Source organism: Photobacterium sp. GB-1, assembly GCF_003026165.1.
GTDB lineage: Bacteria > Pseudomonadota > Gammaproteobacteria > Enterobacterales > Vibrionaceae > Photobacterium.
This window is the reverse complement of sequence record NZ_PYOB01000040.1, coordinates 1-18074: the sequence shown is the minus strand read 5'-3', so window position 1 is coordinate 18074 and position 18074 is coordinate 1. Positions and strand designations below refer to the sequence as shown.

Below are 18074 nucleotides of genomic sequence, written 5' to 3'. Positions count from 1 at the left end.
CACAATCAGGTCAGCCTTCAGGTCAACGTGTTCACAAGCCATTTAAATTTACCGTGGCACTGAACAAAGCCGTTCCTCTGATGTACAACTCATTGGCATCAGGTGAAATGCTACCGTCTGTAGAGCTAAAGTGGTACCGCACATCGGTTGAAGGTAAACAAGAGCACTACTTCACCACAACGCTGACCGATGCAACGATTGTTGATATCAACACCCACATGCCACACTGCCAAGATTCATCAAAAGAAGACTTCACGCAGCTTATCGAAGTATCAATGGCTTACCGTGCAATTAACTGGGATCACACGGTATCTGGCACATCTGGTGCTGATGACTGGCGTGCACCGCTAGAAGCGTAATCGCACTCAACTATGTATCAGCCTACACAACTGTGTAGGCTGCTTTTCGTTTATGCCTTTGCTAAATACGCCGCAAGGCCGACGTTAGCAAAGGTTTAACCACGAGGTCAGTATGGCAACAAAAACGGGTTTGCAATTTACATTCGAAGTCGATGGGCTAGAGGCTGATGCCTTTGCCGTCACGCAATTTTCAGGCACTGACAACCTGTCTATGCCTTTCGCCTTTACCATCGACTTAGCCAGTCGTCACCCGGCCTATACGCCGCAAGAAACCGTCGATAACACGGCCACGCTCACGGTCTGGCGAGACGGTGAGCAGCAACAGCAATGGCATGGCATTATTCGACGTTTTACCCAAGGTGACACAGGTCATCACCACACCTTGTATCAGGTGGAATTTGTACCGCCAGCAGCCCGCCTCGCGTTGCGCCACAATAGCCGTATCTTTCAAACACAAACGGTGCCTGAAATTATCTCGGTGATACTACAAGAATTAGGGATTACCGATGTTGATTTCGTTTTAACGCGAGATTACGTGCCGCGTGAATATTGCGTCCAGTACCGTGAAACAGATTTAGCCTTTATCGACCGCATTGCCGCAGAAGAAGGCCTGTTTTACAGCTTTGTCCATGATAATAAAAAGAATACCCTGCGCTTTTCTGATGACACCCAAAGTGCCGCTCGACTGGCGGCACCACTGCCTTATAACAGCCGCAGTGGTGGGCAAAGTGGCGTGCCTTTTGTGCGCACCTTTGCTCGCCATACGCAAATGCGCCCATCATCAGCGCAACTCAAAGATTACAGCTTTAAAAAGCCGGCTTATAGCTTCTTACAAACGGCCAATGCGAAAGAAGCCGATTACCAGCAAGCCAATTACGAACATTACGATTACCCTGGGCGTTACAAAGACGATGCCAGCGGTAAGCCGTTTACTTCTTTTCGACTCGAATCATTACGTCGTGATGCCAATACAGCCTATGGTGAAAGTAACACCCACGGTTTAATTGCTGGGGTGAACTTCACTCTCCAAGAACACGATGATGAGCAATGTAATGACGAATGGCTCGTGGTGGCGGTTAACCATATGGGCACGCAACCGCAAGCATTAGAAGAAGCTGGCGGACAAGGCGTAACAACCTATAACAATGATTTTATTGTGATACCCGGTCATCGCCCATGGCGAGCCACCTACACGGCTAAGCCTCGTGTAGACGGCCCACAAATTGCGATGGTTGTGGGCCCTGAAGGCGAAGAGATTTACTGTGATGAATACGGTCGGGTCAAAGTCCAATTCCCATGGGATAGATACAGTAACAGTGATGACAATGCGAGTTGCTGGATACGAGTCTCCCAAGGTTGGGCGGGGAGCCAATATGGCATGCTCGCACTACCCCGTATTGGTCATGAAGTGATTGTTGATTTTCTGGAGGGTGATCCAGACCAACCGATTATCACAGGCCGCACTTACCATGCGACCAACAAGCCCCCTTACCCGTTACCTGCCAATAAAACCCGTACGGTATTGCGCACAGAAACACACCAAGGTGATGGCTATAACGAGCTGCGCTTTGAAGACCAAGCAGGCAAAGAAGAAATATATGTTCACGCGCAAAAAGACGTGAACATGTTGGTGGAAAACGATCGCAAAGACGACATCAAACACGATTTACACCTTGATGTAGACAATGAACGCTTCACCCACATCAAAACCCACGACCACCTAACCGTCGACGGTGAAAGCCGTACCCATGTAAAAGCCGATCAAACCGTTGCGGTTGATGGCAGCTTACACATGAAACAAGGCCAAGCATTATTGGTGGATGCGGGTAATGAAGTACACCTTAAAGCAGGCTCAAAAGCCGTGATTGAAGCGGGTGCTGAAATCACGCTGAAGGCTGGCGGCAGCTTTATCAAAATAGATGCATCTGGCGTTTCAATTTCAGGGGCAGCGGTCAACATCAATGCAGGTGGCAGTGCGGGCAGTGGCTCTGGCTTTGGGGGTTTATCACCGTTATTACCGCGTGCGGTTGAAGCGGCACATAAAATTGAGTCCGTTTCTCCACTCGTTCACTCACCAACAAAAGCATTAGAGCATGCCGCAAAACTAAATTTGGCAGCCGTGGGGGTTTGTTTAAAACAAGAAGGTAAAACAACTTGTGGATTATGTAATGGAGAACACGCATGTTCTTAGAAAGTGAAAACCATTGGATTGTTATTGATACTCCAGATAGTCAACAATCACTTAATTTTATTACAGCGCAAGGGTTCGATTACTTTTGGTGGTATACCAATACACCTTTGGCTGACTCTTTATCTGTTTCTCCTCTTTGGGTAAAGGTTCCATCAAATAAAGTGGAAGAAATATTGACGAGGTTCTCTAGCAGTGCAGTGTTTGCAAGTCAGTTAAATGATGAACAATTTGAAGACTACATAAAAACTCTTGTGCTAATGCTTAGCCCTACCCACAAACCCTATGTCGTTCGATTTTATAACCCTAAATATTTGCAGTATTGGTTCGCGGATCTAACGACAGAACGCCAAGAAACGCTATTAGGGCCAATCATTCGTATTGGATGGAAACAAAATGGAGCTGTTCATACCATTGAAAATCATCACCCTAGTTCGTTCGAAAATTCAAAGACAATTGCTTGGTTTCAATTGAATGAAGTTGAGTGGGATCTACTTAAAATTGCGTATAAGAAATAAATTATGGCTAAGACTTTAGATTTAACCAATACAGAATTACAACAATGTGATGTATTTAGTTCAGACGGAGTAACCGCTGGGCCCTGTGAACCTAAAAACGTTGCTGATATTTTATATATTCCTCAGCAAAAGAAATGGTTTTATGTTTCAGCAAAAGATGCTGAAGAATTAAAGGCGCAAGCTGATGAATTAGATGATACCGTTAAAGTGGTAACGGAAAAATTGTATTCAGGCGATGCCAAAAAGGATGAACAAAAAGGTAAAGAGGCGATCCAACAAGAAGTGCTAGAAAAATTAAATCAAAAAGGCATTCTTGAAAACTATAAGATCCGCTCATTTACTTATTTTTTATCCTCTGAAAAAGATAAAAGTGACTATGTCCAATGTCTTTATACGAGAAACTTAATTCAAACCTATGTCAAGATTATTGAAAATACGTCAAAAATACCAAAACTAGAGAAAGTTGCCGCTGCTGAAGATTCAATTATTGAGCGTTACAGTCAACAGCTAGGTCTGACGTATTCAGATTTGGCGGAAGATTCTATTGTACGAAATACCATGCGAGCGATTGAGCATAATATAGAATTACGTAATTCGACGCGGATTGGTTACAGTACAAAAAAAGACTTAGTTAATTTTCTCAATACGCAAGTCATTAAGCAGTTGAGCAATCAAATTGAACAATATGAGGAAAAGGCTAAAGAGCAAGCGAAAAAAGAAGGATTCTTATGGTATCAAAGTTTACTAACTGGTAAATATCGTTTTGTTAAAGGTGATGAAAAGTTCGTTGAGAAAAGTTATAACGGATACATTGCTCTTCGAAAAGATTTTAATGATATGTATAGAGATCCTCAATATGACATGCTTGATGATTTCGAAAAGTACAAACAAAAAGGAAATGTTCGAACAAATAGCATTGTTGCTGCAAATGTATACAAATGTTTGGAGCTATTGAATGCTCAAGGGATGGCGGTTCCAGAGCAAGTGCTATCAAAAAAAGAGCTTTTTGCTACAGATCAAGAAACTCAGAAAGCGTTTGATGATTTGGTCAGTAAATTGAGTGATAAATCTATATTAAGCAAGTTGGATAGAACTGGGCGTGACCTTACAGATAATATAGAAATGCTACGCTTTGATAGTAGTAACCCGAAAATACTTCACGAGATTAGTAACCACAAATTTATCTTATTTATCGAAAAGTTAGGGTATTACAATTGTCTTGCTTTCTCTGATGCTTTAGATAAAGCGTTATCCGCAGATATCCAAGAATACATTACCGAAATTTTAGGAAACAAAACAACTGCTCTTAACTATGGAATGGGTGGCATATATATTCTTGCAGCGATACGTTATCAAATCGACTATCTAAAATATTGTGCAAATCAAAATTTAAAACAAGGGAAAGTAAATTTTTGTCTTGATAGCAATAAAATTAAACAATCATTACTTGCACTTGATACCATTACTTGGTCTTCTAATGATATCAAATTAACTGAATATAAATTTGCATGGAAAGAGTCGGATACGCACATAGTTGAATTTTTTATCATGAGCGAAGAAAATAAACCTCGTTATATGATAAGCAGTGATTTAAATAAATTACTAGACTCTCATGGTCTCGTTACAGAGTTAAAATTAAAAGACAATATAGATGTTGCTCGTGGCGTTAAAGATGAAGACATTAAACAAGCCAATTCAGCCGATTCATTACAGGCTGGAATTAAGCAAGCTATAAAATTGGCTCGTGATTCTGTAAAAAATAACCAAACTAAAACAGTCAATCTTAATAGTGATATCCCTGATAGTAGTATTGATAAATTTACAAAATACACTTCCCTTATTCAAATGTCACAAACTATAGGTGGAGGAAAGGGGCTAAGTTATATCGTCAATGCGCAAGCTGAGCTATTTCGCTTTTGTGCTGATAATTGCCGCTTTGAAGCTGATTATCCAGAGTCTTTTGAGGATCTTGTAAAACGAGCGATTAAACAGACAGATATTGCCAGTATAGAAGCGTCGGCCAGTATTGATATATTGAGTGGATATATGTCAATAAAGCAGATGCTGCCGAGCCGTAATGGCTTTCCTATGATTATATCCGCACGTTTTGGTGAGCAAAATAAAGTAAAGGAACTGCATTTGGGGCAATTAAGATCGGATGTTGATATGGTACTTTATGGAAGTGTCGGGATCGGATTAAGTTTAAGTGCGGCAGTTTCTATGACATCAACGGACGGAGGCCTTTCTCTTTCACCTATTTTACCTGGTGATACCAATCTACCAAATGGCGGCTATATTGCTGGCTCTGTTGATGTATTCGCGGGTGCTCGTGCTGGTGTTACTGTATCCAGTGATGTTAAATGGTGTAAACCAATTAAGAATATGCAGGGCATGGTGCTCGATCCTCTAAATAAAAGTTGGATTGCTCAACTTACGCCAATGCAAGCTAATAATTTAAGAACGACAAATAATTATCACGTTCGAGAAGATCGAGATTGGCATCAAATAGGACGTTTCTGTAATACGACTGAGAAAAGTTTTGGTATTGGGCTACGTGGCACACTCAAATTTGGCTATCGAAAGAATCAATATATTCTAACTTGTGGTGGTGGTCTTACTGTTGGTGGTGGAGGCTATGTAGAGCAGACGATAGCACTATATCCAGAATCTTTACTTGAGTTTGTTAATGCTTTCGTTGACTTATTGGCAAGCAATGATTTTCGACGCTTAGATATTTTTACGGAGAAAGACGATGAGGATGGTACTTTAGATGGTAATCAAGTATTAAATACTCTCATTACGATGACTATGGTGACAGGACTGGAGGTTTCTCAGCTGGCTTTATTAAATATGAATGAAGTGATAAAGCAAGAGAAAAAAATCTTGGTTCATGGGCATGCTGATATGATTGCGAATAATATAATATCATTTCATAATAAGAATCAGAATATACAGGATATGAAGCCTTGGTTTAATAATATGCCCCCAGAATCAAGAGCAAGACTTTTATATTCTCTAACGGTTGATAGTACTCTTCTTGACATTACTCTAGGTGTCAAAGTTAGTGAGTTAAAACGCTTTAATCAGTCTCCATTTCAAATATTAAAGCCACCACAACTTTCTGAAAAAGAAAAAGAAAAATTAGTAAATGGTGTTAATGAGGAGGCCCCTCGTTGGATAGCTATCTGTAAATTACTTAATTTTTGGGTTAATCAAGATAGTTATATTTATAAGTCTGTTGAAGATAGACAAATATGCGAAACTTTTACAAGATTTAATGCTCTTGGTAAAGTAATGCTTGTGAGGGATTATGCTAATAAATTGATTCCTTATATTGTTTGGGGGAAGTTAAAAGAGTTTTTAGAGAGATATGATCAGTTCTATATTGATGGGTTAGATTATCACGAAAGCATTAACATTAATGAACTTTATTTTGTAAATAAAGTTAAAGATAATATAGATGCATATTTTAATTCTTACCCTGAAACTAAATACAAAGTAATAAAAAGAAAACTTTATGGTACTGATTTGGAATTTGTAGTCTTTAATGGCGAGAGAACTAACCTCTCATTAGAATTGAAATTTGGATATTACCATTTAGCAAGGTCTAAGGTTTATCCTGATGAATATAAAGAATTTTCTGATGGCCTATTATCATTTATAAATTCACCATCGAAGATGATAAAGTCTAGTATGGTTAAATCAATAAATAATTTAGTTGATAATATGGTTGAAAAAGAAAATAGTATTGGTGATTTCAAAAATAAAAAACGTATATTAGAAGCCATTAAGAATGGTGACATGAGTGCGTTATTAGATTTGATGGATGGTTATTATGAAATTTAATAGTATTCTAATTTTTTTGTTTTTATTCTCAGGTTGTGTTTATTCTAGAAGCGAAATAAATAAAAGTAATTTATCAAATGATGATTTAAAAAAAATAAACTTAGCAAATATTTATTTGGAATATGGTAAAGACAACAAAGAAGCTATTAAACTTACAAAACCATATATAAAAAACAATGACAATATTTTTGCTAGGTATATATATGCATCAGCATTAGCGCGTTATGATCTGAAAACTTCGTTAGAAATGCTAAAAACATTAACTAATGAGGAATATCCTTATGCGATGGAAACTTATGGGAAGAAAAGAACCTGCAAACTTAATAAATATAAGAATGCTTGTTTAAAATATGGATATGATAAATTATTGAGTCAGACGTATTTAGATTGGAGAAAAATAGATCCTTCTGAACAATATAATGAATTTTATCAACAGTTTCTTGATACCCCATGGGATGAAAGAATTAACAAAGAGCATACTTGGTTTAATCCTAAAATCGATAAGCTTCTTCGTCAATGCGCTAATGATAATGTGTTTCAATGTGCAAATGAATTACAAAATGGATTATATTTTATTAATAAAAGAACTCCAGAACAAGAGAAAGATTATCAGTATTATAGAAAACTAGCGAAGAAAATATTAATCAACGCAGATAATTTATATCTAAAAATAGACTATATGGATAGATGTTTTGATAAGAGTAAATATAGAGATAATGATATTTGTTTAACTAAAAATGAAAGTTATACGATGTTGACTAATTTAGCTAAAAAAGGAGATTTATCAGGATATCATACATTATCGTTTTTACTATATAAAGATATATATGATTTTAGTTTTCCAAGATATGTTTTATATCCAAAACTCTTATCATCATCTAAGCTAAAAGACATTTTTGATAATGCATTAAAATTGAATAATGGTGTTGGATGGAGTTATAAGAAAAAAAATTACAATATAGAACCTTGGGAAAAATTGCATAACGACGAAAGCCTAAGCGGATTTTTTAACAAAGTAAATAAGTTAGATTCCGAATAGTGACTGGTTAGCCTCCTTAAAGCCAGGGGGCTAGAACTATAGGTAAATAGATAATGAAAAAGATATTTTATGGGCTGATTTTATGTATTATCCTGTTAAATCCTGTTTTTGCTATAAATAAGACCATAAAAAATGGTTACTCTTCGATATTGTCAAATGTAGATAGAAATAAGATATATCTAGCAAAAAATTTTCTTACTTATGGAGCTGGTTTTAAAAAAGCGATAGAGTTAACTGCTCCTTATATTAGCGATAAAAATAATATAGAGGCAAGATATATTTATGCAGTTTCATTAGCACGTTATGATCTAAAAACATCTTTAGAGATGTTAAAAGCCTTAACTGATGAAGGATATCCTTATGCCATGGATACCTATGGAGAGAAGAGAACCTGTCAACTTAATAGATACAAAAAATTGTGTGATAATTCAGGATATAAAAAATTATTAAGAACAATGTATTATAAATGGAGAAAAGGAAATTCATCTGAATTATTCAATGAAGATTATGAGCAGTATCGTTATATGTCATTTGAAGAGAGAGTAAATAAAGAGAGAACATGGTTCACACCAAAAGCTGAGAAACTTCTAAAACAATGTGCAGAAGAGCGTTTTTTTTATTGTGCTGATGATCTTCAAAAAGGTTTGTTTTCTGTTGAAAATAAAACTGATAAACAGAGAAAAGAATACGATTATTATAAAAAACTAGCTAAAGATATTTTAATTAATGCAGAAAATAAATATTTAAGAATTGACTATCTTGGATATTGTAATGAACCAGAATCAGAATCTAATATTTGTCCATCTAAAAAAGAATTAGGATTAATGTTAACTAATTTAGCTAAAGAAGGTGATTTAAAAGGGTATCAAGTTCTTGCTTATGAATTATTTCATAATGACAATACAAAAAATTATCTTAGATTTTCTAAATATCTAAGGTATCCAGATTCAAAGTTAGGCCCTAAATTAAAAAAAGAATACGATAAGGCGATAAAATTAAACAATAATCAAGGATGGGATATGGAAATGCGAAGTTATAGCATTGAACCATACGAAAAGTTGTATAACGACGAAAGCCTAAGCGGATTTTTTAACAAAGTAAATAAGTTAGATTCCGAATAGTGACTGGTTAGCCTCCTTAAAGCCAGGGGCTAGATCTATAGGTAAATAGATAATGAAAAAGATATTTTATGGATTGATTTTATGTATTATCCAGTTAAATCCAGTTTTTGCGATGGATAAGATAAAGCAAGATGCTTACTCTTCGACATTGTCAAATGTAGATAGAAATAAAATATATCTAGCAAAAAATTTTCTTACTTATCGAGCTGGTTTTAAAAAAGCGATAGAGTTAACTACACCTTATATTAGCGATAAAGATAATATAGAGGCAAGATATATTTATGCAGTTTCAATGGCACGTTATGATCTAAAAAAGTCTTTAGAGATGCTAAAAGCTTTAACTGATGAAGGATATCCTTATGCCATGGATACCTATGGGGAGAAAAGAACCTGTCAACTTAATAGATATAAAGAATTATGTGATAATTCTGGTTATGACAAAGTATTAAGATCCACTTATCGTAAATGGAAAAAGGGAAACTCATCGGTATTATATAACGAAGATTATGAACAGTATCGTTATATGTCATTTGAAGAGCGAGTAAATAAAGAGAGAACATGGTTCACACCAAAAGCTGAGAAACTTCTTAAGCAATGTGCAGAAGAGCGTTTTTTTGAATGTGCTAATGAACTACAGAAAGGTTTATTTTTTGTTGAAAATAAAAATGATAAACAGAATAAAGAATATGAGTATTATAAAAAATTAGCTAAAGACATTCTAATTAATGCAGAAAATAAATATTTATCAACTGGGTTTATTGGGGTTTGTTTTAAATCAAAAGAGAAATCATTATCGGATATCTGTCCATCAAATAAAGAGTTAAATACAATGCTCGGTAATTTAGCTAAAAATGGAGATTTATTAGGGTATAACTCGTTAGCTTTTATTTTATTCTATGCTGAAAACAATGAGGATTATATTAATTTCTTAAAATATTTAAGACATCCACATTCAAAAATACCTACTAAATTAAAAAAAGAATATGATAAGGCGATAAAATTAAATAATAATCAAGGATGGGATATGGAAATGCGAAGTTATAGTATTGAACCATACGAAAAGTTGTATAACGACGAAAGCCTAAGCGGATTTTTTAACAAAGTGAATAAAATGATTTCCGATTAATACCCTATTCCCCCCTTTATTATGAGGGGGGATTTTTAACTATTGAAAATCAAATTCTTGGTAGGTTTTCTTAATTTAACCTACTCTACATTTCCTTTCACTATCTACACCTCGCGCAAATTATTGCCTAGTAATTTTTAGGTGTACTATTGTGCATTAAAATCAATCAGCTTCTCAGTCCGCTAAGTTAAGGTCTAAATGCATGAAAGTAACTATTACTACCCTACTATTAGTTTTCTCTTTTTTAGCCTTAACCGGTTGCTCAAAAGCAACAGAGCCACAACAGGCCGATATTGCTGTGTTTGAACAATTTTTATCAGAAAATCCTATATCGTCAGTAAGTCCAACCGTTGATATCGCAAGTATATACCAACAAGGGGATCCACTTTTTGAAAGTGTTTTATACATCCAACGTAATCTTTGGGCTGAGGCAAAGACACAACTTGAACCGATGGTAAAAAACCAAAATCCTGACGCAAAATTTTGGTTAGCATCAATTACATGGGGAACGGGTATTAAAAACAACCCTATGGCTAAAAAGCTATATATGGAATCAGCTGAACAAGGCAACCCTTATGCAGCATTGTTTTTTTCGCCTAAAAACGATATTTGTCAAATGTACTATTCCAGTGAATGCAGTGAGGAATGGGTAGATAAAGCACAAAAACTTTTTGTAGAAAAAGCAAAAACAGGCGATGTTCGTGCCGTATATTACAGTACAGTATTGAAACCAGATTTAACCCACGAGCAATATATTAGTGCCATTATCAACGCAGCGAAAAGTCACTACTACTACCCGCTTGTTGAATACTCTAATAATTTAAGAAAAGCAGAAGATTCCAATCAAGAAATGAAGGAACTCGCTATTGAGCTTCTTAATTATGCACGTTTTAATAACTTTGTTCCGGCTATTGAATCCTTAATGAAAATTGAGGGTAAACATAAAAGAATGAATGGTTCTATATATAAAGAATTAATGACACAAGGTATCTCTTTGGGTGCAAACTATGCCTGGAGAGGATATAGAATCTTAAGTATTGAAGATGACTCTTTATCTGAAAAAGAGAAATATATTGCAGCAAAAGCAACTGAACTTTTTAATGGTGATGACTTTGCAATAAGCTTTACTCATCCACCTAAAGAAAAAGAAGCTTTGATTGTTGCAAATAATAAAGCACAAGAAAAAGCAGATTCGGTAAAAAGAGTGATTTATATTGATGGGGCTCACGTACCTGAAGGTTAATTATTTTTTAATTTTTGAGCGCTTCCTAAATAAAAAGGAAGCGCTTTTTTAATCAATATTAAAGCAAATTATTGCCCAATTGTTTTTAGGTGTACTATTCAACATTAAATCTATTAGCTTCTTAGTCAGCTAAATTAAGGCCTTAAATGCATGAAAGTAATAATTACTACCCTTCTTTTAACTCTCTCTTCGATAGCCTTAACCGGTTGCTCAAAAGCAACAACACCTCAACAAGCCGATATTGCTGTATTTGAACAATTTTTATCAGAAAATCCGATATCAAGTATCAACCCTTCTATTGATATAGCGAGTATCTATCAGCCAGGTGACCCGCTTTTTGAAGGGGTACTTAATATACAGCGTAAGTTATGGGGAGAAGCTGAAAAAGCACTTCAACCTTTAGCCGATAAAAAAAATCCAGAAGCGATGTATTGGTTAGCCACCATTACCTACGGTTCGAGTATATATGATACTCCGAAGGCCGGAAAAATGTTGATTGAAGCAGCAGAGTTAGGCAACCCCTATGCCGCTCTATTTTTTTCACCAGATAGCCGCTATTGTAATATGTATTTTAAAAATCAATGCAGTGAGAAGTGGGTAGAAAAAGCACAAAAACTGTTTGCAGAACAAGCAGAATATTAGGAAAGAACAGGATTAAAACGCCGTCTGTTTTAGTCGGACCTTGGGGGTGGTTAGCCATTGCAATCTCCCTTACTGGTGGGCTTTGCTACTTATGGCTAAAAGATAACTCAATGCAAGAATGGCTCGCCAATGGTCCTTTTGCAGAGGAGGAAGATCGTTTTAATGGAGAGTATGCATCATTAAAGGACGACCCTGAGCTTGCATATCTTACATGGTTGAACGAAATTATTGGCATTAAAATCACTGTTTATCCAAAAGATAAAGTGCAGTTACAATTAAGTGATAAAGTATCACAACGTTTGAATACAATGCCTACAACACATTATATTCATATTCAGTCGAATTTACCCATCTCATTAAATCAGAAGAATATCACTGTGAAAGCATGCCAAAAGCTTACAAAGGTATTAATTGATGGGAATAATCAGTTGAGTGATCAGTATTCCAGCCAGCAGCCCCTCTCCTCCCTAGGAGGAATGAGTTTAGGTAATAGTTATGTTTTTTGTATAAAAACGACGGAAGATACTCGCCAGACAAAAAATGTCAGAGAAACAATAGAAGTCGCTGTTTTAGCGAAAGCGCGAATAACACATAAAGGTACGGTATTTCCACTTCCTTCTTTAGATAAAAATGCAATACGTTTGAACAATATTGGACCTCCCCGTGCTGACTTTACTCAACAACAAAAAGAATGGGCTGATAACCTATAAAATGAAAAGGATAACCATGAAACATACCCCGTACAATTCACAGCACATTCCGCCGCAAGCGTCGGGGAATCAGCAAGGCTTTTGGTCTCAAATGGCCAGAAAAGGTGTGCACTTCCCATTTACTTGCAATAATCATCATGTTCCAGAAAAAGAGCTGCGATCCCGTACCCCCTCTGAACTGAAAAAGCTTAAGACATTTGAGAGTGATATATACAGTGAGCGTGAAATTCACGACATCACTTTCCCATGGTGGGGCTTGGCCTATTTTTATGCCGTGACTTTTGCGAAAGTTATTGCAATCTATTTTATGCCGTTAGCTTTTTTGGTTTTTGGTATGGTGAATATTTTTACTAAAGCCCCACAAAGTGAACTAAATACAGCATATCTTGGGTTAATCTTTATATCAGTGGTGTGTCTACTCATTTGGTGGTCTTTCTCTTTTTTTAATGGAAAGTTACCCATTAAAACCTTATTTTCATTAAGCCGAGAAACGGGTATGGTCACACTACATGGCTTCGGTAATAAGGTGCGATTTAGTCACCCTTTTGTTGAGTTTGATTGCTACCTGACAACATCGCCAACCCCACAAGGTTTTATTAATTATCAACTGTTTCTTGTTCATCGTTATAATGGTTATAAACATGGGGTTCCCATTGGCCGTTTTATCAATGGTTCAAGAGATCTTGATGAATACAAGCGCTTATGGAACATGATCCAAGCCTATATGGATGTGAGCCAGCCTTTGCCCGACATTCCAATGAATGAGCCTTTTCGCCATAAAGACAATGCAACCGTTGCTTATGATAAGGCGCATCATCGAAAGCCAGATTTTTGGTTCAGTATGGATGATGATGCGTTTGAACAAGCTGTGACGAAAATTGTTGAGAGGCAAAATTCAGAGCCACCATTGGGTGAGGTTATACCGTTCCCTACCACAGATTCTATAGCAACCACACCAAACACGGCTTCTGCCTAACGCATAATAAGCACGCCCATCTCGGCGTGCTTTTTTGTGGAGGTCATATCTCATCATCAATCAGGCCAATTATTGCCCAGTCTATTTAGCGTGTATTCTCACTCTGAGAATCGTTAACGCCGAAGAAAGATAGAAAATAACCATGAAGCATAATCCTTACAACTCACAGCATATTCCGCCGCAAGCGCCGGGGAATCAGCAAGGCTTTTGGTCTCAAATGGCCAGAAAAGGTGTGCACTTCCCATTTACTTGCAATAATCATCATGTGTCAAGTAAAGTGTTGCGATCCCGTAAACCCTCTGAGCTTAGAACGTTAGACCCATCTGAAGGCGGCTACAACGAACGTCAAATTAGAGACATCACATTGCCATGGTGGGGCTTGGTCTATTTTTATGCCGTGACTTTTGCGAAAGTTATTGCTCTCTATATGATGCCGTTAGCATTTGTTCTTCTGGGGATAATATATCTCGTAACCAACATTTCATCGCAATCATCAATCGATATTTTGATTTTTCTTTTATACATATTGATCCCATCCTTACTCATTTGGTGGTCTTTCTCTTTTTTTAATGGAAAATTACCCATTAAAACCTTATTTTCATTAAGCCGTGAAACGGGCATGGTCACACTGTATGGTTTCGGTAATAAGGTGCGATTTAGTCACCCTTTTGTTGAGTTTGATTGCTACCTGACAACATCGCCAACCCCACAAGGTTTTATTAATTATCAACTGTTTCTTGTTCATCGTTATAATGGTTACAAACATGGGGTTCCCATTGGCCGTTTTATTAATGGCTCAAGAGATCTTGATGAATACAAACGCTTATGGAACATGATCCAAGCCTATATGGATGTGAGCCAGCCTTTGCCTGACATTCCAATGAATGAGCCTTTTCGCCATAAAGACAATGCAACCGTTGCTTATGACAAGGCGCATCATCGAAAGCCTGACTTTTGGTTCAGTATGAATGATGAAGCGTTTGAACAAGCAGTGACGAAAATTGTTGAGAAGCAAAATTCAGAGCCACCATTGGGTGAAGTTATACCGATCCCTACCACAGATTCTATAGCAACCACACCAAATACGGCTTCTGCCTAACGCATAATAAGCACGTCTATCTCGGCGTGCTTTTTTGTGGAGGTCATATCTCATAATCAGGCCAATTATTGCCCAGTCTATTAAGCGTGTATTCTCACTCTGAGAATCGTTAACGCCGAAGAAAGATAGAAAATAACCATGAAGCATAATCCTTATAACTCACAGCACATTCCGCCGCAAGCGCCGGGGAATCAGCAAGGCTTTTGGTCAAACATGGCCAGAAAAGGTGTGCACTTCCCATTTACTTGCAATAATCATCATGTGCCAGAAAAAGAGCTGCGATCCCGTACCCCCTCTGAACTGAAAAAGCTTAAGACATTTGAGAGTGATATATACAGTGAGCGTGAGATTCACGACATCACTTTCCCATGGTGGGGCTTGGTCTATTTTTATGCCGTGACATTCGGAAAATTTATTGCTCTCTATATGATGCCGTTAGCATTTGTTCTTCTGGGGATAATATATCTCGTAACCAACATTTCATCGCAATCATCAATCGATATTTTGACTTTTCTTTTATACGTATTGATACCATCCTTACTCATTTGGTGGTCTTTCTCTTTTTTTAATGGAAAATTACCCATTAAAACCTTATTTTCATTAAGCCGAGAAACGGGCATGGTCACACTGTATGGTTTCGGTAATAAGGTGCGATTTAGTCACCCTTTTGTTGAGTTTGATTGCTACCTGACAACATCGCCAACCCCACAGGGTTTTATTAATTATCAACTGTTTCTTGTTCATCGTTATAATGGTTATAAACATGGGGTTCCCATTGGCCGTTTTATCAATGGTTCAAGAGATCTTGATGAATACAAACGCTTATGGAACATGATCCAAGCCTATATGGATGTGAGCCAGCCTTTGCCCGACATTCCAATGAATGAGCCTTTCCGCCATAAAGACAGTGCAACCGTTGCTTATGATAAGGCGCATCATCGAAAGCCAGACTTTTGGTTCAGTATGGATGATGAAGCGTTTGAACAAGCAGTGACGAAAATTGTTGAGAAGCAAAATTCAGAGCCACCATTGGGTGAAGTTATACCGATCCCTACCACTGATTCTATAGCAACCACACCAAACACGGCTTCTGCCTAACGCATAATAAGCACGCCCATCTCGGCGTGCTTTTTTGTGGAGGTCATATCTTATAATCAGGCCAATTATTGCCCAGTCTATTTAGCGTGTATTCTCACTCAGGGAATCGTTAACGCCGAAGAAAGATAGAAAATAACCATGAAACATACCCCGTACAATTCTCAGCATATTCCGCCGCAAGCGCCAGCGAATCATAAAGGCTTTTGGTCTCAAATGGCCAGAAAAGGCCGACAGAGCAAAGATACAATGAGCGTCAAATATTCGAATGTAAACAAGGACAGTAAATGAAAAAGATCATATCAACAGGAGTATTCTGCCTATTACTGGCTGGTTGTAGCATGATAAATAGAGAACGCGTACCTGATGAAGTTCCTGATTGGACGGTTGGTTACGCTATGCCATCATTTTACCCTGTCAGAGTCACTAAAGCATATGGTATTAACACGCAAGAAGATTGGACCTCTATTTTACACACTCATAGTCAATTTATGACGGTTAGTGATTTTAAGCGTATAAAAGGCTTTTTACCTAATTATGATGGTTATGGTATGCCATTAAGAAGTTATTCTACAATTGCTTACTATGAACAGATTATGAAAACCAATCATCTACCCGATAAAGTCGTGCTTTACTGGACATCCCTTTTTGATGCGAAGTTCTATATTACTGAATTAGATGTCACCCCAAAAATGAAAGCGCTGATGTATACACAACAGCATCATGTGGAATCTGACGGAATAAAACGTATTTGCTATCAGAGTCAATTTGATTTTGGTTTCCTACCAAATGGGCAAGTGAAAGTGTGGCTTGAAGGGTGTGGCAAGTATACGTACGTTACTGAGCTGTCACCAACGAGCACACCCGAAACGGACTATAACGGAAGTACTTACTCTGATCATAACCAGACAAGAAACTCTGTACTTAAAAGAGCTAAAAAGGCTAACGCAACCTTAACGCCTATCCCTTGGGACAAGGTAAATAAGATATATACATCAAAAAACTATATTGTAGATCAGCTTCATTAATATTGGTTTACCGCCTCACTATTTTCTGTAAGGCGCTCAATGAAAGAGCTAGATTCAGCATTCATTACACAAGGACAGTAAATGAAAAAGATCATATCAACAGGGGTGCTCTGCCTATTACTGGCTGGTTGTAGCATGATAAATAGAGAACGCGTACCTGATGAAGTTCCTGATTGGACGGTTGGTTACGCTATGCCATCATTTTACCCTGTCAGAGTCACTAAAGCATATGGTATAAACACGCAAGAAGATTGGACCTCTATTTTACACACTCATAGTCAATTTATGAGAATCAGCGATTTAGAACGAATTAAACAGTCTCAACCGGACTATGATGGATATGGATTATCGTTAACTTTTGGGATCGCTCAATACTCCCAGATAAGATATACAAATCATTTACCCGATAAAGTTGTGCTTTATTGGACGTCCCTTTTTGACGCGAAGTTCTATATTACTGAATTAGATGTCACCCAAAAAATGAAAGCGCTGGCCTATAAAAAGCAAAGTTACATTCGACCAGATGGAATAAAACGAGCTTGCTACCAAACGACATTTGATTTTGGTTTTCTACCAAATGGACAAGTGAAAGTGTGGCTTGAAGGGTGTGGCAAATATACGTACGTTACTGAACTGTCACCAACGAGCACACCCGAAACGGACTATAACGGAAGTACTTACTCTGATCATAACCAGACAAGAAACGCTGTACTTAAAAGAGCTAAAAAGGCTAACGCAACCTTAACGCCTATCCCTTGGGACAAGGTAAATAAGGTTTATACATCTAAACATTTTACTGTTGACCAGCTTCATTAATATTGACTTATCGCCTCACAGAAACCTGTGAGGCGCTCAATGAAAGAGCTAGATTCAGCATTCATTACACAAGGACAGTAAATGAAAAATATTATATCAACAGGGGTGCTCTGCCTATTACTGGCTGGTTGTAGCATGATGAATAGAGAACGCGTACCTGATGAAGTTCCTGATTGGACGGTTGGTTACGCTATGCCATCATTTTACCCTGTCAGAGTCACTAAAGCATATGGTATTAACACGCAAGAAGATTGGACCTCTATTTTAC

Annotated in this window: 15 protein-coding genes and 1 pseudogene; all 16 read left to right on the top strand. The window is 37.3% G+C overall.

Translation table 11 applies throughout. The features are described 5' to 3' along the window. Nucleotides 1-359 (top strand): type VI secretion system tube protein TssD (gene tssD / locus C9J45_RS20830; protein WP_107292972.1); only part of this gene is annotated, 359 nt, incomplete at its 5' end. 112 nt (nucleotides 360-471) lie between these two features. Continuing rightward, on the top strand, nucleotides 472-2550 hold the full coding sequence (locus tag C9J45_RS20825; RefSeq protein ID WP_107208777.1) for a type VI secretion system tip protein VgrG: 2079 nt from the start codon (nucleotides 472-474) through the stop codon (nucleotides 2548-2550). Then, the gene (locus C9J45_RS20820; protein ID WP_045131087.1) at nucleotides 2541-3065 is read left to right on the top strand and encodes a DUF4123 domain-containing protein; all 525 of its coding nucleotides are present in this window, start codon (nucleotides 2541-2543) and stop codon (nucleotides 3063-3065) included. The genes C9J45_RS20825 and C9J45_RS20820 overlap by 10 nt, the downstream gene beginning before the upstream one ends. 3 nt (nucleotides 3066-3068) lie before the next feature. Then, nucleotides 3069-6911 (top strand): hypothetical protein, encoded by a 3843-nt coding sequence (locus C9J45_RS20815; protein WP_107208778.1) that lies wholly within the window; start codon nucleotides 3069-3071, stop codon nucleotides 6909-6911. Continuing rightward, a complete protein-coding gene (locus C9J45_RS20810) occupies nucleotides 6901-7950 on the top strand; it encodes a hypothetical protein (protein ID WP_107208779.1) in 1050 nt (349 codons plus the stop codon). The genes C9J45_RS20815 and C9J45_RS20810 overlap by 11 nt, the downstream gene beginning before the upstream one ends. 53 nt (nucleotides 7951-8003) lie before the next feature. Next, a complete protein-coding gene (locus C9J45_RS20805; RefSeq protein WP_107292971.1) occupies nucleotides 8004-9071 on the top strand; it encodes a hypothetical protein in 1068 nt (355 codons plus the stop codon). A 52-nt stretch (nucleotides 9072-9123) separates the two neighbouring features. After that, on the top strand, nucleotides 9124-10197 hold the full coding sequence (locus C9J45_RS20800; RefSeq protein WP_107292970.1) for a hypothetical protein: 1074 nt from the start codon (nucleotides 9124-9126) through the stop codon (nucleotides 10195-10197). A 202-nt stretch (nucleotides 10198-10399) separates the two neighbouring features. Further along, nucleotides 10400-11440, top strand: a complete 1041-nt coding sequence (locus C9J45_RS20795) for a hypothetical protein (protein WP_107288160.1) — start codon at nucleotides 10400-10402, stop codon at nucleotides 11438-11440. 150 nt (nucleotides 11441-11590) lie between these two features. Further along, on the top strand, nucleotides 11591-12082 hold the full coding sequence (locus C9J45_RS20790; RefSeq protein WP_107262343.1) for a hypothetical protein: 492 nt from the start codon (nucleotides 11591-11593) through the stop codon (nucleotides 12080-12082). Nucleotides 12083-12192: 110 nt separating this feature from the next. Further along, nucleotides 12193-12792: a hypothetical protein gene (locus C9J45_RS20785; RefSeq protein WP_107206452.1), complete on the top strand. Its 600-nt coding sequence runs from the start codon at nucleotides 12193-12195 to the stop codon at nucleotides 12790-12792. A 16-nt stretch (nucleotides 12793-12808) separates the two neighbouring features. Then, complete coding sequence (locus tag C9J45_RS20780) at nucleotides 12809-13768, top strand: hypothetical protein (RefSeq protein WP_107206451.1); 960 nt, start codon at nucleotides 12809-12811, stop codon at nucleotides 13766-13768. A 142-nt stretch (nucleotides 13769-13910) separates the two neighbouring features. Then, on the top strand, nucleotides 13911-14867 hold the full coding sequence (locus tag C9J45_RS20775) for a hypothetical protein (protein ID WP_107206450.1): 957 nt from the start codon (nucleotides 13911-13913) through the stop codon (nucleotides 14865-14867). Between the two features lie 138 nt (nucleotides 14868-15005). After that, the gene (locus C9J45_RS20770) at nucleotides 15006-15965 is read left to right on the top strand and encodes a hypothetical protein (protein ID WP_107206449.1); all 960 of its coding nucleotides are present in this window, start codon (nucleotides 15006-15008) and stop codon (nucleotides 15963-15965) included. Between the two features lie 284 nt (nucleotides 15966-16249). Next, nucleotides 16250-16990 carry a DUF2931 family protein gene (locus C9J45_RS20765; protein WP_107292969.1) on the top strand — a complete coding sequence of 247 codons (741 nt, stop codon included), beginning with the start codon at nucleotides 16250-16252 and terminating at the stop codon, nucleotides 16988-16990. 81 nt (nucleotides 16991-17071) lie between these two features. Then, nucleotides 17072-17806, top strand: coding sequence for a DUF2931 family protein (locus C9J45_RS20760; RefSeq protein WP_107206447.1), 735 nt, complete (start codon nucleotides 17072-17074; stop codon nucleotides 17804-17806). Nucleotides 17807-17887: 81 nt separating this feature from the next. Continuing rightward, nucleotides 17888-18074 (top strand): annotated as a pseudogene (locus C9J45_RS20755) (DUF2931 family protein); the annotation flags it as partial.

Bases quoted from the DNA above. Each gene is read 5' to 3' on its own strand.
- C9J45_RS20825 (WP_107208777.1), top strand. From the start codon at position 472: ATGGCAACAAAAACGGGTTTGCAATTTACATTCGAAGTCGATGGGCTA.
- C9J45_RS20820 (WP_045131087.1), top strand. From the start codon at position 2,541: ATGTTCTTAGAAAGTGAAAACCATTGGATTGTTATTGATACTCCAGAT.
- C9J45_RS20815 (WP_107208778.1), top strand. From the start codon at position 3,069: ATGGCTAAGACTTTAGATTTAACCAATACAGAATTACAACAATGTGAT.
- C9J45_RS20810 (WP_107208779.1), top strand. From the start codon at position 6,901: ATGAAATTTAATAGTATTCTAATTTTTTTGTTTTTATTCTCAGGTTGT.
- C9J45_RS20805 (WP_107292971.1), top strand. From the start codon at position 8,004: ATGAAAAAGATATTTTATGGGCTGATTTTATGTATTATCCTGTTAAAT.
- C9J45_RS20800 (WP_107292970.1), top strand. From the start codon at position 9,124: ATGAAAAAGATATTTTATGGATTGATTTTATGTATTATCCAGTTAAAT.
- C9J45_RS20795 (WP_107288160.1), top strand. From the start codon at position 10,400: ATGAAAGTAACTATTACTACCCTACTATTAGTTTTCTCTTTTTTAGCC.
- C9J45_RS20790 (WP_107262343.1), top strand. From the start codon at position 11,591: ATGAAAGTAATAATTACTACCCTTCTTTTAACTCTCTCTTCGATAGCC.
- C9J45_RS20785 (WP_107206452.1), top strand. From the start codon at position 12,193: ATGCAAGAATGGCTCGCCAATGGTCCTTTTGCAGAGGAGGAAGATCGT.
- C9J45_RS20780 (WP_107206451.1), top strand. From the start codon at position 12,809: ATGAAACATACCCCGTACAATTCACAGCACATTCCGCCGCAAGCGTCG.
- C9J45_RS20775 (WP_107206450.1), top strand. From the start codon at position 13,911: ATGAAGCATAATCCTTACAACTCACAGCATATTCCGCCGCAAGCGCCG.
- C9J45_RS20770 (WP_107206449.1), top strand. From the start codon at position 15,006: ATGAAGCATAATCCTTATAACTCACAGCACATTCCGCCGCAAGCGCCG.
- C9J45_RS20765 (WP_107292969.1), top strand. From the start codon at position 16,250: ATGAAAAAGATCATATCAACAGGAGTATTCTGCCTATTACTGGCTGGT.
- C9J45_RS20760 (WP_107206447.1), top strand. From the start codon at position 17,072: ATGAAAAAGATCATATCAACAGGGGTGCTCTGCCTATTACTGGCTGGT.